Consider the following 15,326-nt stretch of genomic DNA (forward strand, 5'->3'; position numbering starts at 1 on the left):
GGATTGGGGATTGGGGAATGGGGAATGGGGATTGGGGATTGGGGATTGGGGGTTGGGGGTTGGGGGTTGGGGGTTGGGGGTTGGGGGTTGGGGGTTGGGGGTTGGGGATTGGGGATGAAAAAAGGGACCGGGAACACCAGTCCCCGATCCCTAGTCCCTAGTCCCTAGTCCCTAGTCCCTAGCTCTTAAGCATAAACCGGGTGACGACGGCAGATGTCCAGCACCTGCTCTTTTACGCGGGCGATGGTGGCTTCGTCGTTGATGTTGTCCAGCACATCACAGATCCAGCCGGCCAGTTCGCGTACATCGGCTTCGTTGAAACCACGACGGGTTACCGCCGGGGTACCGATACGAATACCGGAGGTCACGAACGGAGAGCGCGGGTCGTTGGGCACGGCGTTCTTGTTCACGGTGATGAAGGCGCGGCCCAGGGCGGCGTCGGCTTCCTTACCGGTGATGCCCTTGTCGATCAGGTCGAGCAGGAACAGATGGTTGTAGGTACCGCCGGAAACCACCTTGTAGCCACGCTGCTGAAACGCATCGGCCATGGCCTGGGCGTTCTTCAGCACACGACCCTGATATTCCTGGAACTCGGGCTCCATCGCTTCCTTGAAGGCCACGGCCTTGGCGGCGATAACATGCATCAAGGGGCCACCCTGACCACCGGGGAAGACAGCGGAGTTCAGTTTCTTCTCCAGCTCTTCATTGTTGGCGGCAGACAGCACCAGACCGCCACGAGGACCGGCCAGGGTCTTGTGGGTCGTGGTGGTGACCACGTGGGCGTGAGCGATGGGGCTTGGGTAGTGACCGGCGGCAATCAGACCGGCGACGTGGGCCATGTCCACCAGGAACCAGGCACCGACCTTGTCGGCGATTTCACGCATGCGCGCCCAATCGACGATGCCGGAGAAGGCAGAGAAACCACCGATGATCATCTTCGGCTTGTGCTCGACCGCCAGACGCTCCATTTCTTCGTAATCGATCGTGCCGGCTTCGTTGATGCCGTAAGGCACTATGTTGTACATCTTGCCGGAGAAGTTGGCCGGAGAGCCGTGAGTCAGGTGGCCACCGTGCGCCAGGTTCATGCCCATGACGGTATCGCCGGGCTTGACCAGCGCCATGAACACGGCGTTGTTGGCCTGAGAGCCGGAGTGCGGCTGCACGTTGGCATAGGTGGCGCCAAACAGCTGCTTGGCACGCTCGATGGCCAGTTCTTCGGCGATGTCGACATATTCACAGCCACCGTAGAAACGCTTGCCCGGATAGCCTTCGGCATATTTGTTGGTCAGCTGGGAACCCTGAGCCTGCATGACGCGCGGGCTGGTGTAGTTCTCGGAAGCAATCAGCTCGATATGCTCTTCCTGACGCTGGGTTTCATCACAGATGGCCTGCCACAGCTGAGGATCATAATCGGCGATATTCATGTCACGCTTTAACATCCGTCTCTCCTGACTCACATGGGGGTGTTCACTGAAGTCCCGAGTTTACCCTTTAGGCCGGGTCCGGCCTAGTCCCGATACCTCAGTTAACAACATTTATTTATCTTTAAGTTGAAAATTTTACAAAAAGTTTAAGATTAAGCAACACTTTAATCCCCATCGATTCACCGCCAACCAGGGTAGATCTGGCTGTTAAACCCGATAGAATAGAGGTTTTTAGCCGGAACCAAGGCTGCAAAGCCGACCGGCCCCCACCCTGTCGTTGAGGAAAATATGCAAGATTTCATGGTGACCTCGCACCGTAGAGCAGAGCTTTATCACTGGTTTACCGCCCTGTTTGCGGCCCCGCTGGTCGACGAGGAAATCCGCGAGTTCGGGGGTTATGACATGCATGCCTTTCTCGACAGCCTGGCCACGCTGGACCCGCTGCGTGATGCCGCCGAAACCTTTCGCCGGCAGGCCGGCCGGGTGTTGCAGCTGACCGAGCCCCAAGTCGAACTGAGTGAACACTACCAAAAGCTGTTTGCCGAGGACTCGCTGCTCGATACCGCCTCGTTGGCCCAGCCGGAAGACGAGGCCATGATGCTGATGAGCATACTGCTGCATCAGCACGGTACCCGACTGGAGGACGACGACCCGCTCAACGCCTGCAACCAGCTGGAAATGATGGCCACGCTCGCCATTGCCGGTGCCGACGCCAACAACGAAAGCGACCGCCTCGCCCTGCTGGATCAACAACGGGAACTGGCCAATCAGCTGCTGATCGACTGGCTGCCGCCCTTCGCCGGCACCTGCCGGCAGCGGGACTCATTCGGCTTCTACGCCGCCGCCGCCAGCCTGCTGCTTGCCATGTTCAGCATGGATATTCATTATCTCAACAATGTCGCACAATAACGGTGGCGCAGTAATGGTGGCCCAATAATGGCTTACAGCAAAAACCGGAAAACCGCCCCCTCGCCCCAGACCCAGGAAGAGGCCGAACGCATCGCCAGGGCAACGCAGCGGCCGGGGCAGACCAAGGAGCAGACCCGGCTGATCACCCAGGGCATTCAAAAAGGCATTGAAGAATACAAGAAGCAACACAAGGCCCGCGCTCGCGCCGCCGACAAGGCCAGAAAGCAGCAGCTTCGCCAGCAAGAGTCCCATGACCACGACGACACCATAGAGCAGGAACCGGTACCCGCGTCTCCTGTCTCGGCCTGGCTGCCCTGGTTGCTGCTGGCCCTGAGCTGGGCCGGTTTTGCACTTTACTGGTGGCGGCAACAGCCGAGCTGACATAAAGAGGTAGTTTAACCGACAGGAGCTTACCCATGACCTACCGCTTACCCGAACACAGACACACGGCCTCTGGCCAGGAACGGCGTCTCGGCGTGGAGCTGGAACTCAACGGACTGCCCCTGCCCCGGCTGGCCGCCCTGGTGGCCGAACAATTGAATGGCCAGCTGCGCCAACAGTCTGAATACGAAATTGAAATAGATACCCCGCTCGGCACCTTTCGCGCCGAGCTGGACTTCGATTACCTCAAGCGGCTGGCCCGGGTTCAGCTCAAGCAGCCGCCGGGTGAGCTGGAGCAGGCGGCCACCGAACTACTGGGCACGCTGGCGTTTCAGCTGGTGCCGCTGGAGCTGGTCAGCCCACCACTGCCACTGTCCCGACTCGAGCAATTAACGCCGCTGTTTGAACGGCTGCGCACCAACGGCGCCAAGGGCACCCGCCACGCCCTGCACTATGCCTTTGGCCTGCACCTGAATCCCGAGTTACCCGATACCGACGCCAACACCCTGCTGCGTTATTTCAAGGCTTATCTCTGCCTGCATGACTGGCTGGCGCAGCGCGAAGACATAGTCGCCGCCCGCAAGCTGTCGCCCTATATCCGCGGTTTTACCAACGATTACAGCCGCAAGGTGATCGACCTCGACTACTGGCCTGACCTACCACAATTCAGTGAAGACTATCTCGCCGCCAACCCCAGTCGCAATCGCTCGCTGGACTTGCTGCCGATACTGGCCTGGCACGACGAAGCCCTGGTGCAACAGGCGGTGCAGGACGACAAGGTCAACAAGCGGCCGACCCTGCACTACCGCCTGCCCAACTCCGATATCGACAATCCGCACTGGTCGCTCACGCACGCCTGGTCCGGCTGGCTGCAGGTGGAAATGCTGGCCAACGACGAACGTCGGCTGGAACAGGTGTGCCGGCATTATGCCGCCCACCTGGACAGCCTGACGCCCGACTTTCTCGATCCCTGGGCAAACAAGGTGACACCATGGCTCCGCTGATTGGCGTGACCGGCCCCGACAGCCGGCTGCCCTGGGCCTGGTGGGCCACCCGGTTGGCCATTCGTCTGGCCGGCGGCCGGGCATTGCGACTGACGCCGTCCACCTTTCGGCCCCACAAGCGGGACAAGCTGCAGGGGCTGATCATCGGCGGCGGCGACGATATCGATGCCGCCCTCTATGGCGAAGATACCGGCAAGGCACCGGCCGACCCGAAGCGGGACGCCTTTGAAATCGAGCTGATCCAGCATGCGCTGGACACGCAATTGCCGCTGCTCGGCATCTGCCGCGGCGCCCAGCTGATCAACGTGGTGCTGGGCGGCTCCCTGCACTCGGATATACGGCCGCTGCGCCGCCGTACCTCCAACCGCCGTACCCCCTTGCCGCGCAAAACCGCCATCGGCTGTGGTCAGGGCCGGCTGCATGACATCATTCGCCAAAAACGCTGGCGCATCAACAGCCTGCATCATCAGGCGGTAGACCGGCTGGGCGAAGGGATGGCGGTGGCGGCGCGGGATCTGGACGGCTTCGTACAAGCCATCGAACACCAGGGCGAGCACTATATGCTGGGGGTGCAGTGGCATCCGGAATACCTGTCCTACCTCGGTCATCAAAGAGCCATCTTTCGCACCCTGGTCGGGCTGGCCCGTGTCGCTCGTCCCGAGCGACTCTATGATTGATTGCCATGCTTGATTACCTGATTGTCTTTGTCAGCAGCCTGCTTGCCGCCACCATAGCGCCCTTTTATTCCGAGGTGGTGCTGGCGGCGGTGCTGACCCGCCAGCCCGATGCCGCCGTGCTGCTGTGGGCTCTGGCCAGCGTGGGCAACACCCTGGGGTCGGTGGTGAACTGGTGGCTGGGCATCAATCTGCTGCATTACCGACACAAACGCTGGTTTCCCGTCAAGGACAAACAGCTGGAGCGGGCCCAACGCTGGTTTCAACGTTTCGGCGTCTGGTCGCTGCTGCTGGCCTGGGCACCGGTGGGCGGCGATGCACTGACATTTATCGCCGGCATCATGAAAGTGCGGCTGCTGCCGTTCACCCTGCTGGTTTTTATCGGCAAGTCGGTGCGTTACCTGATCGTCATCTACTTTGCCGAACAATTTTTACTGTAACCAGGACAGGGACAAACCTCGCCATTCGCGATGATATTGCGATACAAACCGGTAACATCCCCGGCAAATTATGCTAGTAATAGTCATACTGCTAGCCGAAAGTCTAATTGAGCATGGCGACCATCTGCGTCACCTTGTTACACAATGGTTATTGGTTATGCCCCGTGAGTTACCGAGTATCACACCAGGGGTGATTGGTATTACACCAAGATGATTACACCAAGGAGCGGAATAATGAGTGAAGTAAAGGTTCATCCAGTCACGGCACAATTTGCCCAGAATGCCTTGATCGACGATGCGGGTTATCAACGCATGTATCAGGAATCCATCGAGTCCCCGGATAAATTCTGGGGTGAGCAGGGCAAGCGCGTCGACTGGATCAAACCCTATACCAAGGTCAAGAACACCTCTTACGATCCCGGCCACATCAGTATCAAGTGGTTTGAAGACGGTACTCTTAACCTGTCCGCCAACTGTATCGATCGTCATCTGGCTACCAAGGCGGACGAGGTCGCCATCATCTGGGAAGGCGACAGCCCGGATGACGACAAGAAAGTCACCTACCGTGAGCTGCACGAGCAGGTATGCCGCTTTGCCAACGTACTGAAAGCCCAGGGCGTGAAAAAAGGCGACGTGGTCAGCCTCTATATGCCGATGGTGGTGGAAGCCGCCGTGGCCATGCTGGCCTGTGCCCGCATTGGTGCCGTGCATTCGGTGGTATTCGGTGGTTTTTCACCCGACGCCCTGGCCAGCCGCATCATCGACTCCGATGCCAAAGTGGTGATCACCGCCGACGAAGGTCTGCGTGGCGGCCGCAAGGTGGCGCTCAAGGCCAACGTAGACGCCGCCCTGGCCAAACCCGGTGTCAGCGAAGACTGCAAGGTTATCGTCTATCGTCGCACCGGTGGCGATGTGGCCTGGTTTGAAAACCGTGATATCTGGTGGCACGAAGCCACGGCCACGGTCAGCGCCGACTGCCCGCCCACCGAAATGAACGCCGAAGATCCGCTGTTCATTCTCTACACCTCCGGCTCTACCGGCACCCCCAAGGGCGTATTGCACACCACCGGCGGTTACCTGGTGTATGCGACCATGACCTTCAAATACATCTTCGACTACCACGAGGGTGATGTTTACTGGTGTACCGCCGACGTAGGCTGGATCACCGGTCACAGCTATCTGCTTTACGGCCCGCTGTCCAACGGCGCCACCACCCTGATGTTTGAAGGGATCCCCAACTATCCCAAGACCAACCGCATGGCCCAGATTGTGGACAAGCATCAGGTCAACATTCTGTACACGGCACCGACCGCCATTCGTGCCTTCATGGCCAAGGGTGACGAGGCGGTGGAAGGCACCAGCCGCGCCAGCCTGCGCGTGCTGGGCTCGGTGGGCGAGCCCATCAATCCGGAAGCCTGGGAATGGTATTACCGGGTCATTGGTGACGAGCGCTGCCCCATCGTCGATACCTGGTGGCAGACCGAGACCGGCGGCATTTTGATCACCCCGCTGCCCGGCGCCACCGACCTCAAACCCGGCTCGGCCACTCGCCCCTTCTTCGGCGTGCAGCCGGCGCTGGTGGACGGCGAAGGCAATGTGCTGAGTGGCGCCACCGACGGCAACCTGGTCATCCTCGACTCCTGGCCCGGCCAGATGCGCACCATCTTCGGTGATCACGACCGTTTCGAGCAGACCTATTTCTCCACCTTCCCCGGTACCTACTTCAGTGGTGACGGCGCCCGTCGTGACGAAGACGGCTATTACTGGATCACCGGACGGGTGGACGATGTGCTTAACGTATCCGGCCATCGCATGGGCACCGCCGAAATCGAGTCGGCACTGGTGGCGCACCCGAAAATCGCCGAGGCGGCGGTGGTCGGTGTACCGCACGACATCAAGGGCCAGGGCATCTATGCCTATGTCACCCTCAACAACGGTGAAGTGCCGACCGCCGAACTGCACAAAGAGGTGAAGGACTGGGTGCGCAAGGAAATCGGTCCCATCGCCACTCCGGACATCATCCACTGGGCCGAAGGCCTGCCCAAGACCCGTTCCGGCAAGATCATGCGCCGCATACTGCGCAAGATTGCCACCGGCGACACCGGCACCCTGGGCGATACCTCGACCCTGGCGGATCCGGCGGTGGTTGACCGTCTGATCGAAGAGCGCAGCCGCGTCGCCTGATCCGGACTGCCTTGATTAAACGCCGCCTTCGGGCGGCGTTTCTATTTGAGGACAACGCCCGGGCCAAGCCGGGCTAATACCAATCTAAATAAAAATATGATCTATTTTAAAGCTGGAGACGAGAGGAAACAGAGTCACCTCCCACGACACGCCATAAACCCATCCATGGGGGCTCGGAAATGCCATCCTGGCATTTCACGGTCTCGGGAGCCGCTCTCTGTTGCCTCTTCTTGGCACCGAGTTGTCTGCAGGTCGATCCACAGGCGACTCCGCAGCATTAGGAAGGATGAAGGGTTCTACTCCAGCGACCATCACATGACAGGACGTCATGTGCTGAGCGTCGCAGGGATGCGGTTCAGCGTGTCGGTGGAGTGGACCCTTCGTTCGACCTTTACCGTGAAGCCAAGTTGATCAGTTAGTTTTCCAGATTGGTATAATGGACTTTCTTCTTCTCGGGAATGACAACAGGGGCACTAAACGGGGTAACTGGCCGCGCGCGGCCATAGTAATGCAATGACATGTTAAGGACCGAAGCCGTCGCACCCGAGGTTGAAACAGACTGCCCGACGCCTTGGCAACCGGCTCCCGACCGCCTCCGGTGTTGAAATACACCGCCTGTTACCGGGATTTAACCTGCAATCAGTGATTAGACCAGTAAATTGCTGCCAATTTTCACGAAATCACTATAATTGACCGGTCTGGGTCGAGCCGTACGATTTTATTTGCCAGAAATGGGTAAAAACGGCTAGGCTCCCTGTTGCTCGATGTGAACACCGCAAGATTGCCGAGGATTGCTGCACAATGACCGATAAGTTCCGAATTCTGTTGCTGAATGGCCCCAATCTAAATTTGTTGGGTCAGCGCGAACCCGGCATCTATGGTCAGAACAGCCTGAACGACATTGTCGCCCGCCTGACCGAACAGGCAGCCGAGCGCAATATCGAACTCAGCCACCTGCAATCAAATGCAGAGCATCAACTGATCGACGCCATCCACCAGGCTTATGGCAAGCAGGATTTCATCATTATCAATCCTGCCGCCTTCACGCACACCAGCGTGGCCATTCGAGATGCCCTGCTGGGGGTGAATATCCCCTTTATCGAGGTGCATCTGTCCAATGTGCACGCCCGCGAGCCTTTCCGCCATCATTCCTACCTGGCCGACAAGGCGACCGGCGTGATCTGTGGTTTCGGCGCCGATGGTTACGAATTTGCCCTGGAAGCGGCGGCACGCCATCTGGCCCGTCGTTAACCCCTCAGCACAGTACTAACATAACAAGAGAACGCTCATGGATATTCGTAAAATCAAAAAACTGATCGAACTGGTAGAAGAATCAGGCATCGCCGAGCTGGAAATTTCCGAAGGTGAAGAGTCCGTTCGCATCAGCCGTTACGGTAACCCCGGCCAGGCCGTACAGCCCCAGTACCAGCAGATTCAAGCCGCTCCGGCACCGGTTGCAGCGGCCCCCGCTGCACCGGCTCCGGCTGCTGCAGAAGCCGCCGCGCCGGCCGTTAGTGGTCATGTGATGCGCTCCCCCATGGTCGGTACCTTCTACCGTGCCTCCAGCCCCGGTGCCAAGAACTTTGCCGAAGTCGGCCAGACCGTGAACGCCGGTGATACCCTGTGCATCGTTGAAGCCATGAAGATGATGAACCAGATCGAAGCCGACAAATCCGGCGTGATCAAGGCCATTCTGATCGACAACGGCCAGCCGGTCGAGTTCGACGAGCCGCTGTTCATCATCGAATAAGGAATTCCCATGCTGGATAAAGTAGTCATCGCCAACCGCGGTGAAATTGCCCTGCGGATCCTGCGCGCCTGTAAAGAGCTCGGGATCAAAACGGTTGCGGTGCACTCCACCGCCGACCGTGAGCTCAAGCATGTACTGCTGGCAGACGAGTCCATCTGTATTGGTGGCAACCAGTCCCATCAGTCATACCTGAACATTCCCTCCATCATCGCCGCGGCCGAAGTGACCGATGCGGTGGCCATTCACCCGGGTTACGGCTTTTTGGCCGAGAATGCCGACTTTGCCGACCAGGTCGAGAAGTCCGGCTTCGTCTTCATCGGCCCGCGTGGTGACACCATTCGCCTGATGGGTGACAAGGTCAGCGCCATTTCGGCGATGAAAAAAGCCGGCGTGCCCTGCGTCCCCGGTTCCGACGGCCCCATTGGTGACGATGCCAAGAAAAACGCCGCCATTGCCAAGCGCATCGGTTATCCGGTGATCATCAAGGCCGCCGGCGGCGGCGGTGGTCGCGGCATGCGCGTGGTGCGTAACGAAAGCGAGCTGGAAAAATCCATCGTCATGACCAAGGCCGAAGCCGGTTCCGTTTTCGGCAACGACATGGTGTACATGGAGAAATTCCTGGAAAACCCGCGCCACATCGAAATCCAGATTCTGGCCGACGGTCAGGGCAACGCCATTCATCTGGCCGAGCGGGACTGCTCCATGCAGCGTCGCCACCAGAAGGTGGTGGAAGAAGCGCCGGCTCCGGGCATTACTAACGAAATGCGCAAGTTCATCGGCGATCGTTGCTGCAAGGCCTGTGTCGATATCGGCTACCGCGGTGCCGGTACCTTCGAGTTTCTCTATGAAAACGGCGAGTTCTATTTCATCGAAATGAACACCCGTATTCAGGTAGAGCATCCGGTGACCGAGATGATCACCGGCGTGGATTTGATCAAGGAGCAGCTGCGCGTTGCCGCCGGTCAGCCGTTGTCCATCACTCAGGAGCAGGTCATTGTACGTGGCCATGCCATCGAGTGCCGGATCAACGCCGAAGATCCGAAGAGCTTTATCCCCAGCCCGGGCGAAATTACCCGCTTCCATTCTCCGGGTGGTCTGGGCGTTCGCTGGGATTCGCACATTTATGCCGGTTACAAGGTTCCGCCTTACTACGACTCCATGATCGGCAAGCTGATCTGCTACGGCGAAAACCGCGATATCGCGATCGCCCGCATGACGCACGCCCTGAACGAGCTGGTCATTGACGGCATCAAGACCAACATACCGCTGCATAAAGAAATCATGAGTGATGAAAATTTCCGCAATGGCGGCACCAATATTCATTACCTCGAGAAGAAGCTGGGTCTGTAAGACACCGCTGCTTTAACACGGCGCCTTCGGGCGCCGTTTTTGTTTGTGGTAACTGCATTTTTCTCTCGCTCCTGTTTGCCGTTAGAATAACGGCTCAAAGCCCACCTGAAGAGAAACCCCATGACAATCCATCGCATCAACCCCTGCCAACGCTGGTCCGACATTACCGTGTTCAACGGCATCGCCCATTTTGTCGAGGTGCCCGAGGCCGATCTCGATGCCGACGTTCAGGGTCAGGCCGCCCAGATCTTCGCCCAGGCCGAGCAGGCCCTGGCCAAGATAGGCAGCGACAAGACGCGCCTGCTGTCGGTGACCATTTATCTCACCGACTTCGCCGACCTGCCCGCTTTCAATGCGGTATGGGACGCCTGGTTTGAACCCGACACCGCGCCCAGTCGCGCCTGCGTCAAGGCCGAGCTGGCCAACCCCCGCTACCTGGTCGAACTGGCCTTTGTGGCCGCCGCCGGTGACGACTTCGGCAACTGACACAGCCATTCGGCGGCAGGGATCACGTATCCTCCCTGCCGCCGCCCAAGACCGGGCTGTGCGCATTGATTCCGGCAAGCCCGCGCTGGTATTCTCCGGCCCCCTTCTTCTGAGAAATCAAAGATGACCAATATTGTCTCCATCGCTCGTCGGGAAGCCGCCTTGAGCGTGGCGCTGGCGGTGTTCTATATGGGTGGCTGGTGGCTGAGCGCCTACGCGGTACCTCCCTCGTTCATGCTGGCCGGCTGGCCGCTGTGGTTTGTGTTGAGCTGTCTGTTCAATCCCGTGCTGTTTGTCGTGCTTTGCGTGCTGATGGTGCGTTACAGCTTCAAAACCGTGGCGCTGGACGGCCCCGAACAAGGTAACCAGCAGGTCCCGGAGAGCAGCCATGAATCTTGAGTTGTTGATCCCGCTGGTGATTTATCTGTGCGCCATGCTCGGGCTCGGCTTCTGGCTGAGCCGCCGCCCGCAACAGGGCAGCTTTGTGCAGGACTATTTTCTCGGTAACCGCTCCATGGGCGGCTTTGTGCTGGCCATGACTATGGTGGCCACCTATGCCTCGGCCTCTTCCTTTATCGGCGGCCCCGGTGCCGCCTACCGCATGGGGCTGGGCTGGGTGCTGCTGGCGATGATACAGGTGCCCACCGTCTGGCTGACCCTGGGCGTATTGGGCAAGCAGTTCGCCCATATTGCCCGCCGGGTCAATGCGCTCACCATCAACGACATGCTGTATGCCCGCTATCGCAGCTCCCTGGTGGTGATACTGGCGGCATTGGGCCTGCTGGCCGCCTTTGTCGCTACCATGGTGGTGCAGTTTATCGGTGGCGCCCGCCTGCTGGAAACCGTGACCGGCCTGCCTTATCAGGGCGGCCTTGTCATCTTCGCCACCACGGTACTGCTTTACACCCTGATTGGCGGCTTCAGAGCCGTGGTGATCACCGATGCGGTGCAGGGCGTGCTGATGCTGCTGGGCACCCTGGTGCTGCTGGCCGGCGTGCTGCATGCCGGCGGCGGTGCCGGTGCCATGTTCGGCGCCCTGGCCGAGATCGATCCCGGCCTGGTCGAGCCGCGCGGTCCGGACGGCTTTCTCGGCACCAGTTTCATGCTGTCGTTCTGGGTACTGGTGTGCTTCGGGGTCATCGGCCTGCCCCATTCGGCCATCCGCTGTCTGGCCTACAAGGACAGTGGCGCCATGCACAAGGGCATTATCATCGGTACCCTGGTCGGTGCCCTGCTGATGTTCGGCATGCACTTTGCGGGTGCATTGGGCCGGGTGCTGGTACCCGAGCTGACGGTGCCCGACAAGGTGATGCCGACCCTGATGCTGACGGTGCTGCCGCCCATCGTCGCCGGGCTGTTTCTGGCCGGGCCCATGGCCGCCATCATGTCGACCATCGACTCCCAGTTGATTCAGGCCTCCGCCACCCTGGTGAAGGATTTGTACCTCAACTACCTGAGCCGCACCCCGCCCTCGCCCACCGCCATCAAGCGCGCCAGCCGACTGGTAACCCTGGTACTGGGATTGGTCGTGCTGTGGGCGGCGCTGAGCCCGCCGGACATGATTATCTGGCTCAACCTGCTGGCCTTTGGCGCCCTGCAGGCCATCTTTTTCTGGCCGTTGGTGCTGGGCCTGTACTGGTGGCGCGGCAACGCCACCGGCGCCCTGGCCTCCATGGTGACCGGTGCCCTCTGCTACGGCCTGCTGACCAGCTTTGGCATCAAGCTGGTGGGTCTGCACGCCATCGTGCCCAGCCTGACCCTGTCGGGCCTGGCTTATGTGCTTGGTTCGCTGTTGACCGCGCCGCCCACTGCCGAGGTACGCCGGCTGTTCGGTCGCGATTGACTGATAAAGTCGAACAAAGGGCCCGCTCCGCCGACTCGCCGTAAACCCATCCTTGGGGGCTCAGCCGCGCCATCCATGGCGCGGATGGTCGGCTGAGCAGATCCCTTTGTCCTCCCTGATGAAGCAGAGTCATCTGATGGCACCTCCTTCGGGCAACTCGGTGTTCAAGAAGAGGCAACAGAGAACGGCTCCCACGACCGTGAAATGCCAAGGATGGCATTTCCGAGCCCCCATGGATGGGTTCATGGCGTGTCGAGGGAGGCGCCTGTGTTGCCTCTGGGGACTGGCCTATAGCTAACCGCTTTGTATACCGCTGCCCGCCAACAGGACACCGAAGCGCTGCGATGTTAGAATCCTCCCTTTACCGTTTGATGAAGCCTCGCCATGCCCTGGATACAAATTCGCATTAACGCTACCGAAAAAACCGCCGACAAGGTCAGCAACATGCTGCTGGGTCGCGGTGCTTTGTCGGTGACCTACATGGATGCCGAAGACAAGCCGGTATTCGAACCTCTGCCCGGCGAAACCCTGCTGTGGGACGACACCGTCGTGGTAGGCCTGTTTGATGCCGAAACCGATCCGGCGCCCATCATCGAGTTTCTGAAGAAATTCTATCGCAAGGATCTGGTCTGCAAGGTCGAACAGCTGGAAGACAAGGACTGGGTGCGCGAGTGGATGGACAGTTTTCACCCCATGCGCTTCGGTAAGCGGCTGTGGATCTGCCCCAGCTGGCGTGACGTGCCGGACCCCACCGCGGTCAACGTGATGCTGGATCCGGGCCTGGCCTTCGGCACCGGCACCCACCCCACCACGGCGCTGTGTCTGGAGTGGCTCGACGGCCAGGATCTGAACGATAAAACCGTGATCGACTTCGGCTGCGGCTCCGGCATTCTGGCGCTGGCGGCGCTCAAGCTGGGCGCCAAGGAAGTGATCGGCATCGACATCGATCCTCAGGCGCTGCAGGCCAGCCACGACAACGCCGAGCGTAACGGCGTGGCCGATCGGCTGAGTGTTTATCTGCCGCAGGATCAGCCCGAGGGGCTCAAGGCCGATATCGTGGTCGCCAACATACTGGCCGGCCCGCTCAAGGAGCTGTCGCCGTTGATCAGCAGCCTGGTCAAGCCCGGCGGCAAGCTGGCGCTGTCCGGCATTCTGGAAAGCCAGGCCGAAGGTCTGAACCAGGTGTACGCTCAGTGGTTCAACATGGACAACCCCGAGCTGCGCGAAGACTGGGCCCGACTCGGCGGCGTAAAGCAATAAGCCCCCATGCAAATCGAAAAGGCTCCTGCGGGAGCCTTTTTCATGGCTGTACAAACCTCGGCGTTGTGGAACCAAATGGGAACATTTGGCCGATACCCGGATAAACCCGCTGAAAATCATCCATAGAGCGAACGCCATACCAGAGCAGGCCGGTACAAACAACGCCATTACCGCCGCTTGAAGTGCCCTGAAACTGCATAAAAAATGCACCAGCATCTTGACTTATAAAAAATTATGCGCCGCTCAATTTGTGACCTTTTCAGCCCCTCAAAAAATGCGTAAGATACGCGACCCTGAGCCGAGATAGCCGTATTCTCATGGAAATTGGTCCTTACAAATTGTCTACCCCCCTGCTGGTGGCACCGATGGCCGGTGTAACCGACAGACCCTTCCGTACCTTGTGCCTGCGCATGGGAGCCGGAATGGCGGTGTCGGAAATGATGTCGTCCAACCCCAGGGTGTGGCAGTCCGAAAAGTCCCTTCGGCGTATGGATCATGAAGGAGAAACGGGTATCCGATCCGTCCAGATTGCAGGGGCAGATCCGGCGTTGATGGCCGAGGCGGCCCGGTTCAATGTGGACCAGGGCGCGCAGATTATCGACATCAACATGGGCTGCCCGGCAAAGAAGGTAAACAAGAAGATGGCGGGGTCCGCCCTGCTGCAATTCCCGGAGCTGGTGCAAGAGATTGTCAGCGCCGTGGTAAATGCAGTAACGGTTCCGGTCACCCTGAAAATTCGTACCGGCTGGGATCCGGACAACCGCAACGGCGTGCACATTGCGCGTATCGCCGAAGACAGCGGTATCCGGGCACTGGCCGTGCATGGCCGCACGCGGGCCTGCATGTACAGGGGTGAGGCGGAATACGACACCATCAGAGCAGTAAAACAAGCCGTCTCTATTCCCGTGATCGCCAACGGGGATATCGACAGCCCGGAAAAGGCGCGTTTTGTACTGGATTATACCGGCGCCGACGCCATCATGATTGGCCGGGCTGCACAGGGGCGGCCGTGGATTTTTAGAGAAATCCGCCACTACCTTGAACAGGGTACCACTCCCGCACCGCTTCCCAAGGACCAGGAGCGGGCGATGATTCGGGAACATGTTGCCGCACTGCATGCGTTTTACGGTGAGGTAATGGGCGTAAGGATTGCCCGAAAACATGTGGGGTGGTATCTGCAAGGCAGTGATGCGGGCCGTGACTTTCGCAGTGATTTCAACGCTCTCGACGAGGCCGGGCACCAGCTCGACTCGTTGGAGCAGTATTTCGCGAATATAGCTTAACGAACAAAAGAAGAGCCGACTGAATATGTTCGAACAAACTACGACTTCTGATGCACTGGTTACTACCACTAAATCTCCGACTTCCGAGCAGCCCACTCAGCGCCCGCTGCGCAACTCGGTCGATCAGGCCCTGCGCAATTACCTGTCCCAGCTCAATGGTCAGGAAGTAACCGAGTTGTATGAGTTGGTCCTCGCCGAAGTCGAAGCCCCGATGCTGGACGTGATCATGCAGTACACCCGCGGCAACCAGACTCGCGCCGCCAACATGATGGGCATCAACCGCGGCACCCTGCGCAAGAAGCTCAAGAAATACGGCATGAACTGATAGCTATCAGTTA

General features: G+C 59.3%; 16 protein-coding genes. 15 read left to right on the forward strand and 1 reads right to left on the reverse strand.

All coding sequences use genetic code 11. From position 1 onward, the window contains the following. Positions 1-185 precede the first annotated feature (185 nt). Positions 186-1,439: a serine hydroxymethyltransferase gene (glyA, locus tag ABD827_RS07050; protein ID WP_344963621.1), complete on the reverse strand. Its 1,254-nt coding sequence runs from the start codon at positions 1,437-1,439 to the stop codon at positions 186-188. Between the two features lie 273 nt (positions 1,440-1,712). Here glyA and ABD827_RS07055 point away from each other — a divergent pair, with 273 nt between their 5' ends. From ABD827_RS07055 to fis, 15 genes are all read left to right on the forward strand, one after another. Continuing rightward, complete coding sequence (locus tag ABD827_RS07055; protein WP_344963623.1) at positions 1,713-2,333, forward strand: molecular chaperone TorD family protein; 621 nt, start codon at positions 1,713-1,715, stop codon at positions 2,331-2,333. A gap of 27 nt (positions 2,334-2,360) precedes the next feature. Further along, entirely contained in the window at positions 2,361-2,714 is a 354-nt protein-coding gene (locus ABD827_RS07060) for a DUF2956 family protein (RefSeq protein ID WP_344963625.1), read from the forward strand. Positions 2,715-2,749: 35 nt separating this feature from the next. After that, positions 2,750-3,718, forward strand: a complete 969-nt coding sequence (locus tag ABD827_RS07065) for an amidoligase family protein (protein ID WP_344963628.1) — start codon at positions 2,750-2,752, stop codon at positions 3,716-3,718. Next, on the forward strand, positions 3,706-4,395 hold the full coding sequence (locus ABD827_RS07070) for a gamma-glutamyl-gamma-aminobutyrate hydrolase family protein (protein ID WP_344963630.1): 690 nt from the start codon (positions 3,706-3,708) through the stop codon (positions 4,393-4,395). The genes ABD827_RS07065 and ABD827_RS07070 overlap by 13 nt, the downstream gene beginning before the upstream one ends. A gap of 5 nt (positions 4,396-4,400) precedes the next feature. Continuing rightward, positions 4,401-4,832 carry a YqaA family protein gene (locus ABD827_RS07075; RefSeq protein ID WP_344963632.1) on the forward strand — a complete coding sequence of 144 codons (432 nt, stop codon included), beginning with the start codon at positions 4,401-4,403 and terminating at the stop codon, positions 4,830-4,832. 234 nt (positions 4,833-5,066) lie between these two features. Further along, positions 5,067-7,016: an acetate--CoA ligase gene (acs, locus tag ABD827_RS07080; protein WP_344963634.1), complete on the forward strand. Its 1,950-nt coding sequence runs from the start codon at positions 5,067-5,069 to the stop codon at positions 7,014-7,016. 801 nt (positions 7,017-7,817) lie between these two features. Then, positions 7,818-8,267 carry a type II 3-dehydroquinate dehydratase gene (gene aroQ / locus ABD827_RS07085; protein WP_298718926.1) on the forward strand — a complete coding sequence of 150 codons (450 nt, stop codon included), beginning with the start codon at positions 7,818-7,820 and terminating at the stop codon, positions 8,265-8,267. A gap of 37 nt (positions 8,268-8,304) precedes the next feature. Beyond that, on the forward strand, positions 8,305-8,766 hold the full coding sequence (gene accB, locus ABD827_RS07090) for an acetyl-CoA carboxylase biotin carboxyl carrier protein (protein ID WP_344963637.1): 462 nt from the start codon (positions 8,305-8,307) through the stop codon (positions 8,764-8,766). 9 nt (positions 8,767-8,775) lie between these two features. Next, complete coding sequence (gene accC, locus ABD827_RS07095) at positions 8,776-10,116, forward strand: acetyl-CoA carboxylase biotin carboxylase subunit (RefSeq protein WP_298718923.1); 1,341 nt, start codon at positions 8,776-8,778, stop codon at positions 10,114-10,116. 120 nt (positions 10,117-10,236) lie between these two features. After that, positions 10,237-10,602: a RidA family protein gene (locus ABD827_RS07100; RefSeq protein ID WP_344963640.1), complete on the forward strand. Its 366-nt coding sequence runs from the start codon at positions 10,237-10,239 to the stop codon at positions 10,600-10,602. A gap of 123 nt (positions 10,603-10,725) precedes the next feature. Continuing rightward, positions 10,726-11,001 carry a YhdT family protein gene (locus tag ABD827_RS07105; protein ID WP_344963641.1) on the forward strand — a complete coding sequence of 92 codons (276 nt, stop codon included), beginning with the start codon at positions 10,726-10,728 and terminating at the stop codon, positions 10,999-11,001. After that, on the forward strand, positions 10,991-12,445 hold the full coding sequence (gene panF, locus ABD827_RS07110) for a sodium/pantothenate symporter (protein WP_344963643.1): 1,455 nt from the start codon (positions 10,991-10,993) through the stop codon (positions 12,443-12,445). Before ABD827_RS07105 ends, panF begins: the two co-directional genes overlap by 11 nt. Positions 12,446-12,829: 384 nt before the next feature. Further along, positions 12,830-13,705, forward strand: a complete 876-nt coding sequence (gene prmA / locus ABD827_RS07115; protein WP_344963645.1) for a 50S ribosomal protein L11 methyltransferase — start codon at positions 12,830-12,832, stop codon at positions 13,703-13,705. Between the two features lie 317 nt (positions 13,706-14,022). Further along, positions 14,023-14,988 carry a tRNA dihydrouridine synthase DusB gene (gene dusB / locus ABD827_RS07120; protein WP_344963647.1) on the forward strand — a complete coding sequence of 322 codons (966 nt, stop codon included), beginning with the start codon at positions 14,023-14,025 and terminating at the stop codon, positions 14,986-14,988. 25 nt (positions 14,989-15,013) lie between these two features. Next, a complete protein-coding gene (fis, locus tag ABD827_RS07125) occupies positions 15,014-15,313 on the forward strand; it encodes a DNA-binding transcriptional regulator Fis (protein WP_104486259.1) in 300 nt (99 codons plus the stop codon). The last annotated feature ends 13 nt before the right edge of the window (positions 15,314-15,326 follow it).

The organism is Oceanisphaera sediminis (genome assembly GCF_039539745.1).
Lineage (GTDB): Bacteria > Pseudomonadota > Gammaproteobacteria > Enterobacterales > Aeromonadaceae > Oceanimonas > Oceanimonas sediminis.

Coding starts and splice junctions, on each gene's coding strand:
- glyA (WP_344963621.1), bottom strand. CDS start 1,439: ATGTTAAAGCGTGACATGAATATCGCCGATTATGATCCTCAGCTGTGG.
- ABD827_RS07055 (WP_344963623.1), top strand. CDS start 1,713: ATGCAAGATTTCATGGTGACCTCGCACCGTAGAGCAGAGCTTTATCAC.
- ABD827_RS07060 (WP_344963625.1), top strand. CDS start 2,361: ATGGCTTACAGCAAAAACCGGAAAACCGCCCCCTCGCCCCAGACCCAG.
- ABD827_RS07065 (WP_344963628.1), top strand. CDS start 2,750: ATGACCTACCGCTTACCCGAACACAGACACACGGCCTCTGGCCAGGAA.
- ABD827_RS07070 (WP_344963630.1), top strand. CDS start 3,706: ATGGCTCCGCTGATTGGCGTGACCGGCCCCGACAGCCGGCTGCCCTGG.
- ABD827_RS07075 (WP_344963632.1), top strand. CDS start 4,401: ATGCTTGATTACCTGATTGTCTTTGTCAGCAGCCTGCTTGCCGCCACC.
- acs (WP_344963634.1), top strand. CDS start 5,067: ATGAGTGAAGTAAAGGTTCATCCAGTCACGGCACAATTTGCCCAGAAT.
- aroQ (WP_298718926.1), top strand. CDS start 7,818: ATGACCGATAAGTTCCGAATTCTGTTGCTGAATGGCCCCAATCTAAAT.
- accB (WP_344963637.1), top strand. CDS start 8,305: ATGGATATTCGTAAAATCAAAAAACTGATCGAACTGGTAGAAGAATCA.
- accC (WP_298718923.1), top strand. CDS start 8,776: ATGCTGGATAAAGTAGTCATCGCCAACCGCGGTGAAATTGCCCTGCGG.
- ABD827_RS07100 (WP_344963640.1), top strand. CDS start 10,237: ATGACAATCCATCGCATCAACCCCTGCCAACGCTGGTCCGACATTACC.
- ABD827_RS07105 (WP_344963641.1), top strand. CDS start 10,726: ATGACCAATATTGTCTCCATCGCTCGTCGGGAAGCCGCCTTGAGCGTG.
- panF (WP_344963643.1), top strand. CDS start 10,991: ATGAATCTTGAGTTGTTGATCCCGCTGGTGATTTATCTGTGCGCCATG.
- prmA (WP_344963645.1), top strand. CDS start 12,830: ATGCCCTGGATACAAATTCGCATTAACGCTACCGAAAAAACCGCCGAC.
- dusB (WP_344963647.1), top strand. CDS start 14,023: ATGGAAATTGGTCCTTACAAATTGTCTACCCCCCTGCTGGTGGCACCG.
- fis (WP_104486259.1), top strand. CDS start 15,014: ATGTTCGAACAAACTACGACTTCTGATGCACTGGTTACTACCACTAAA.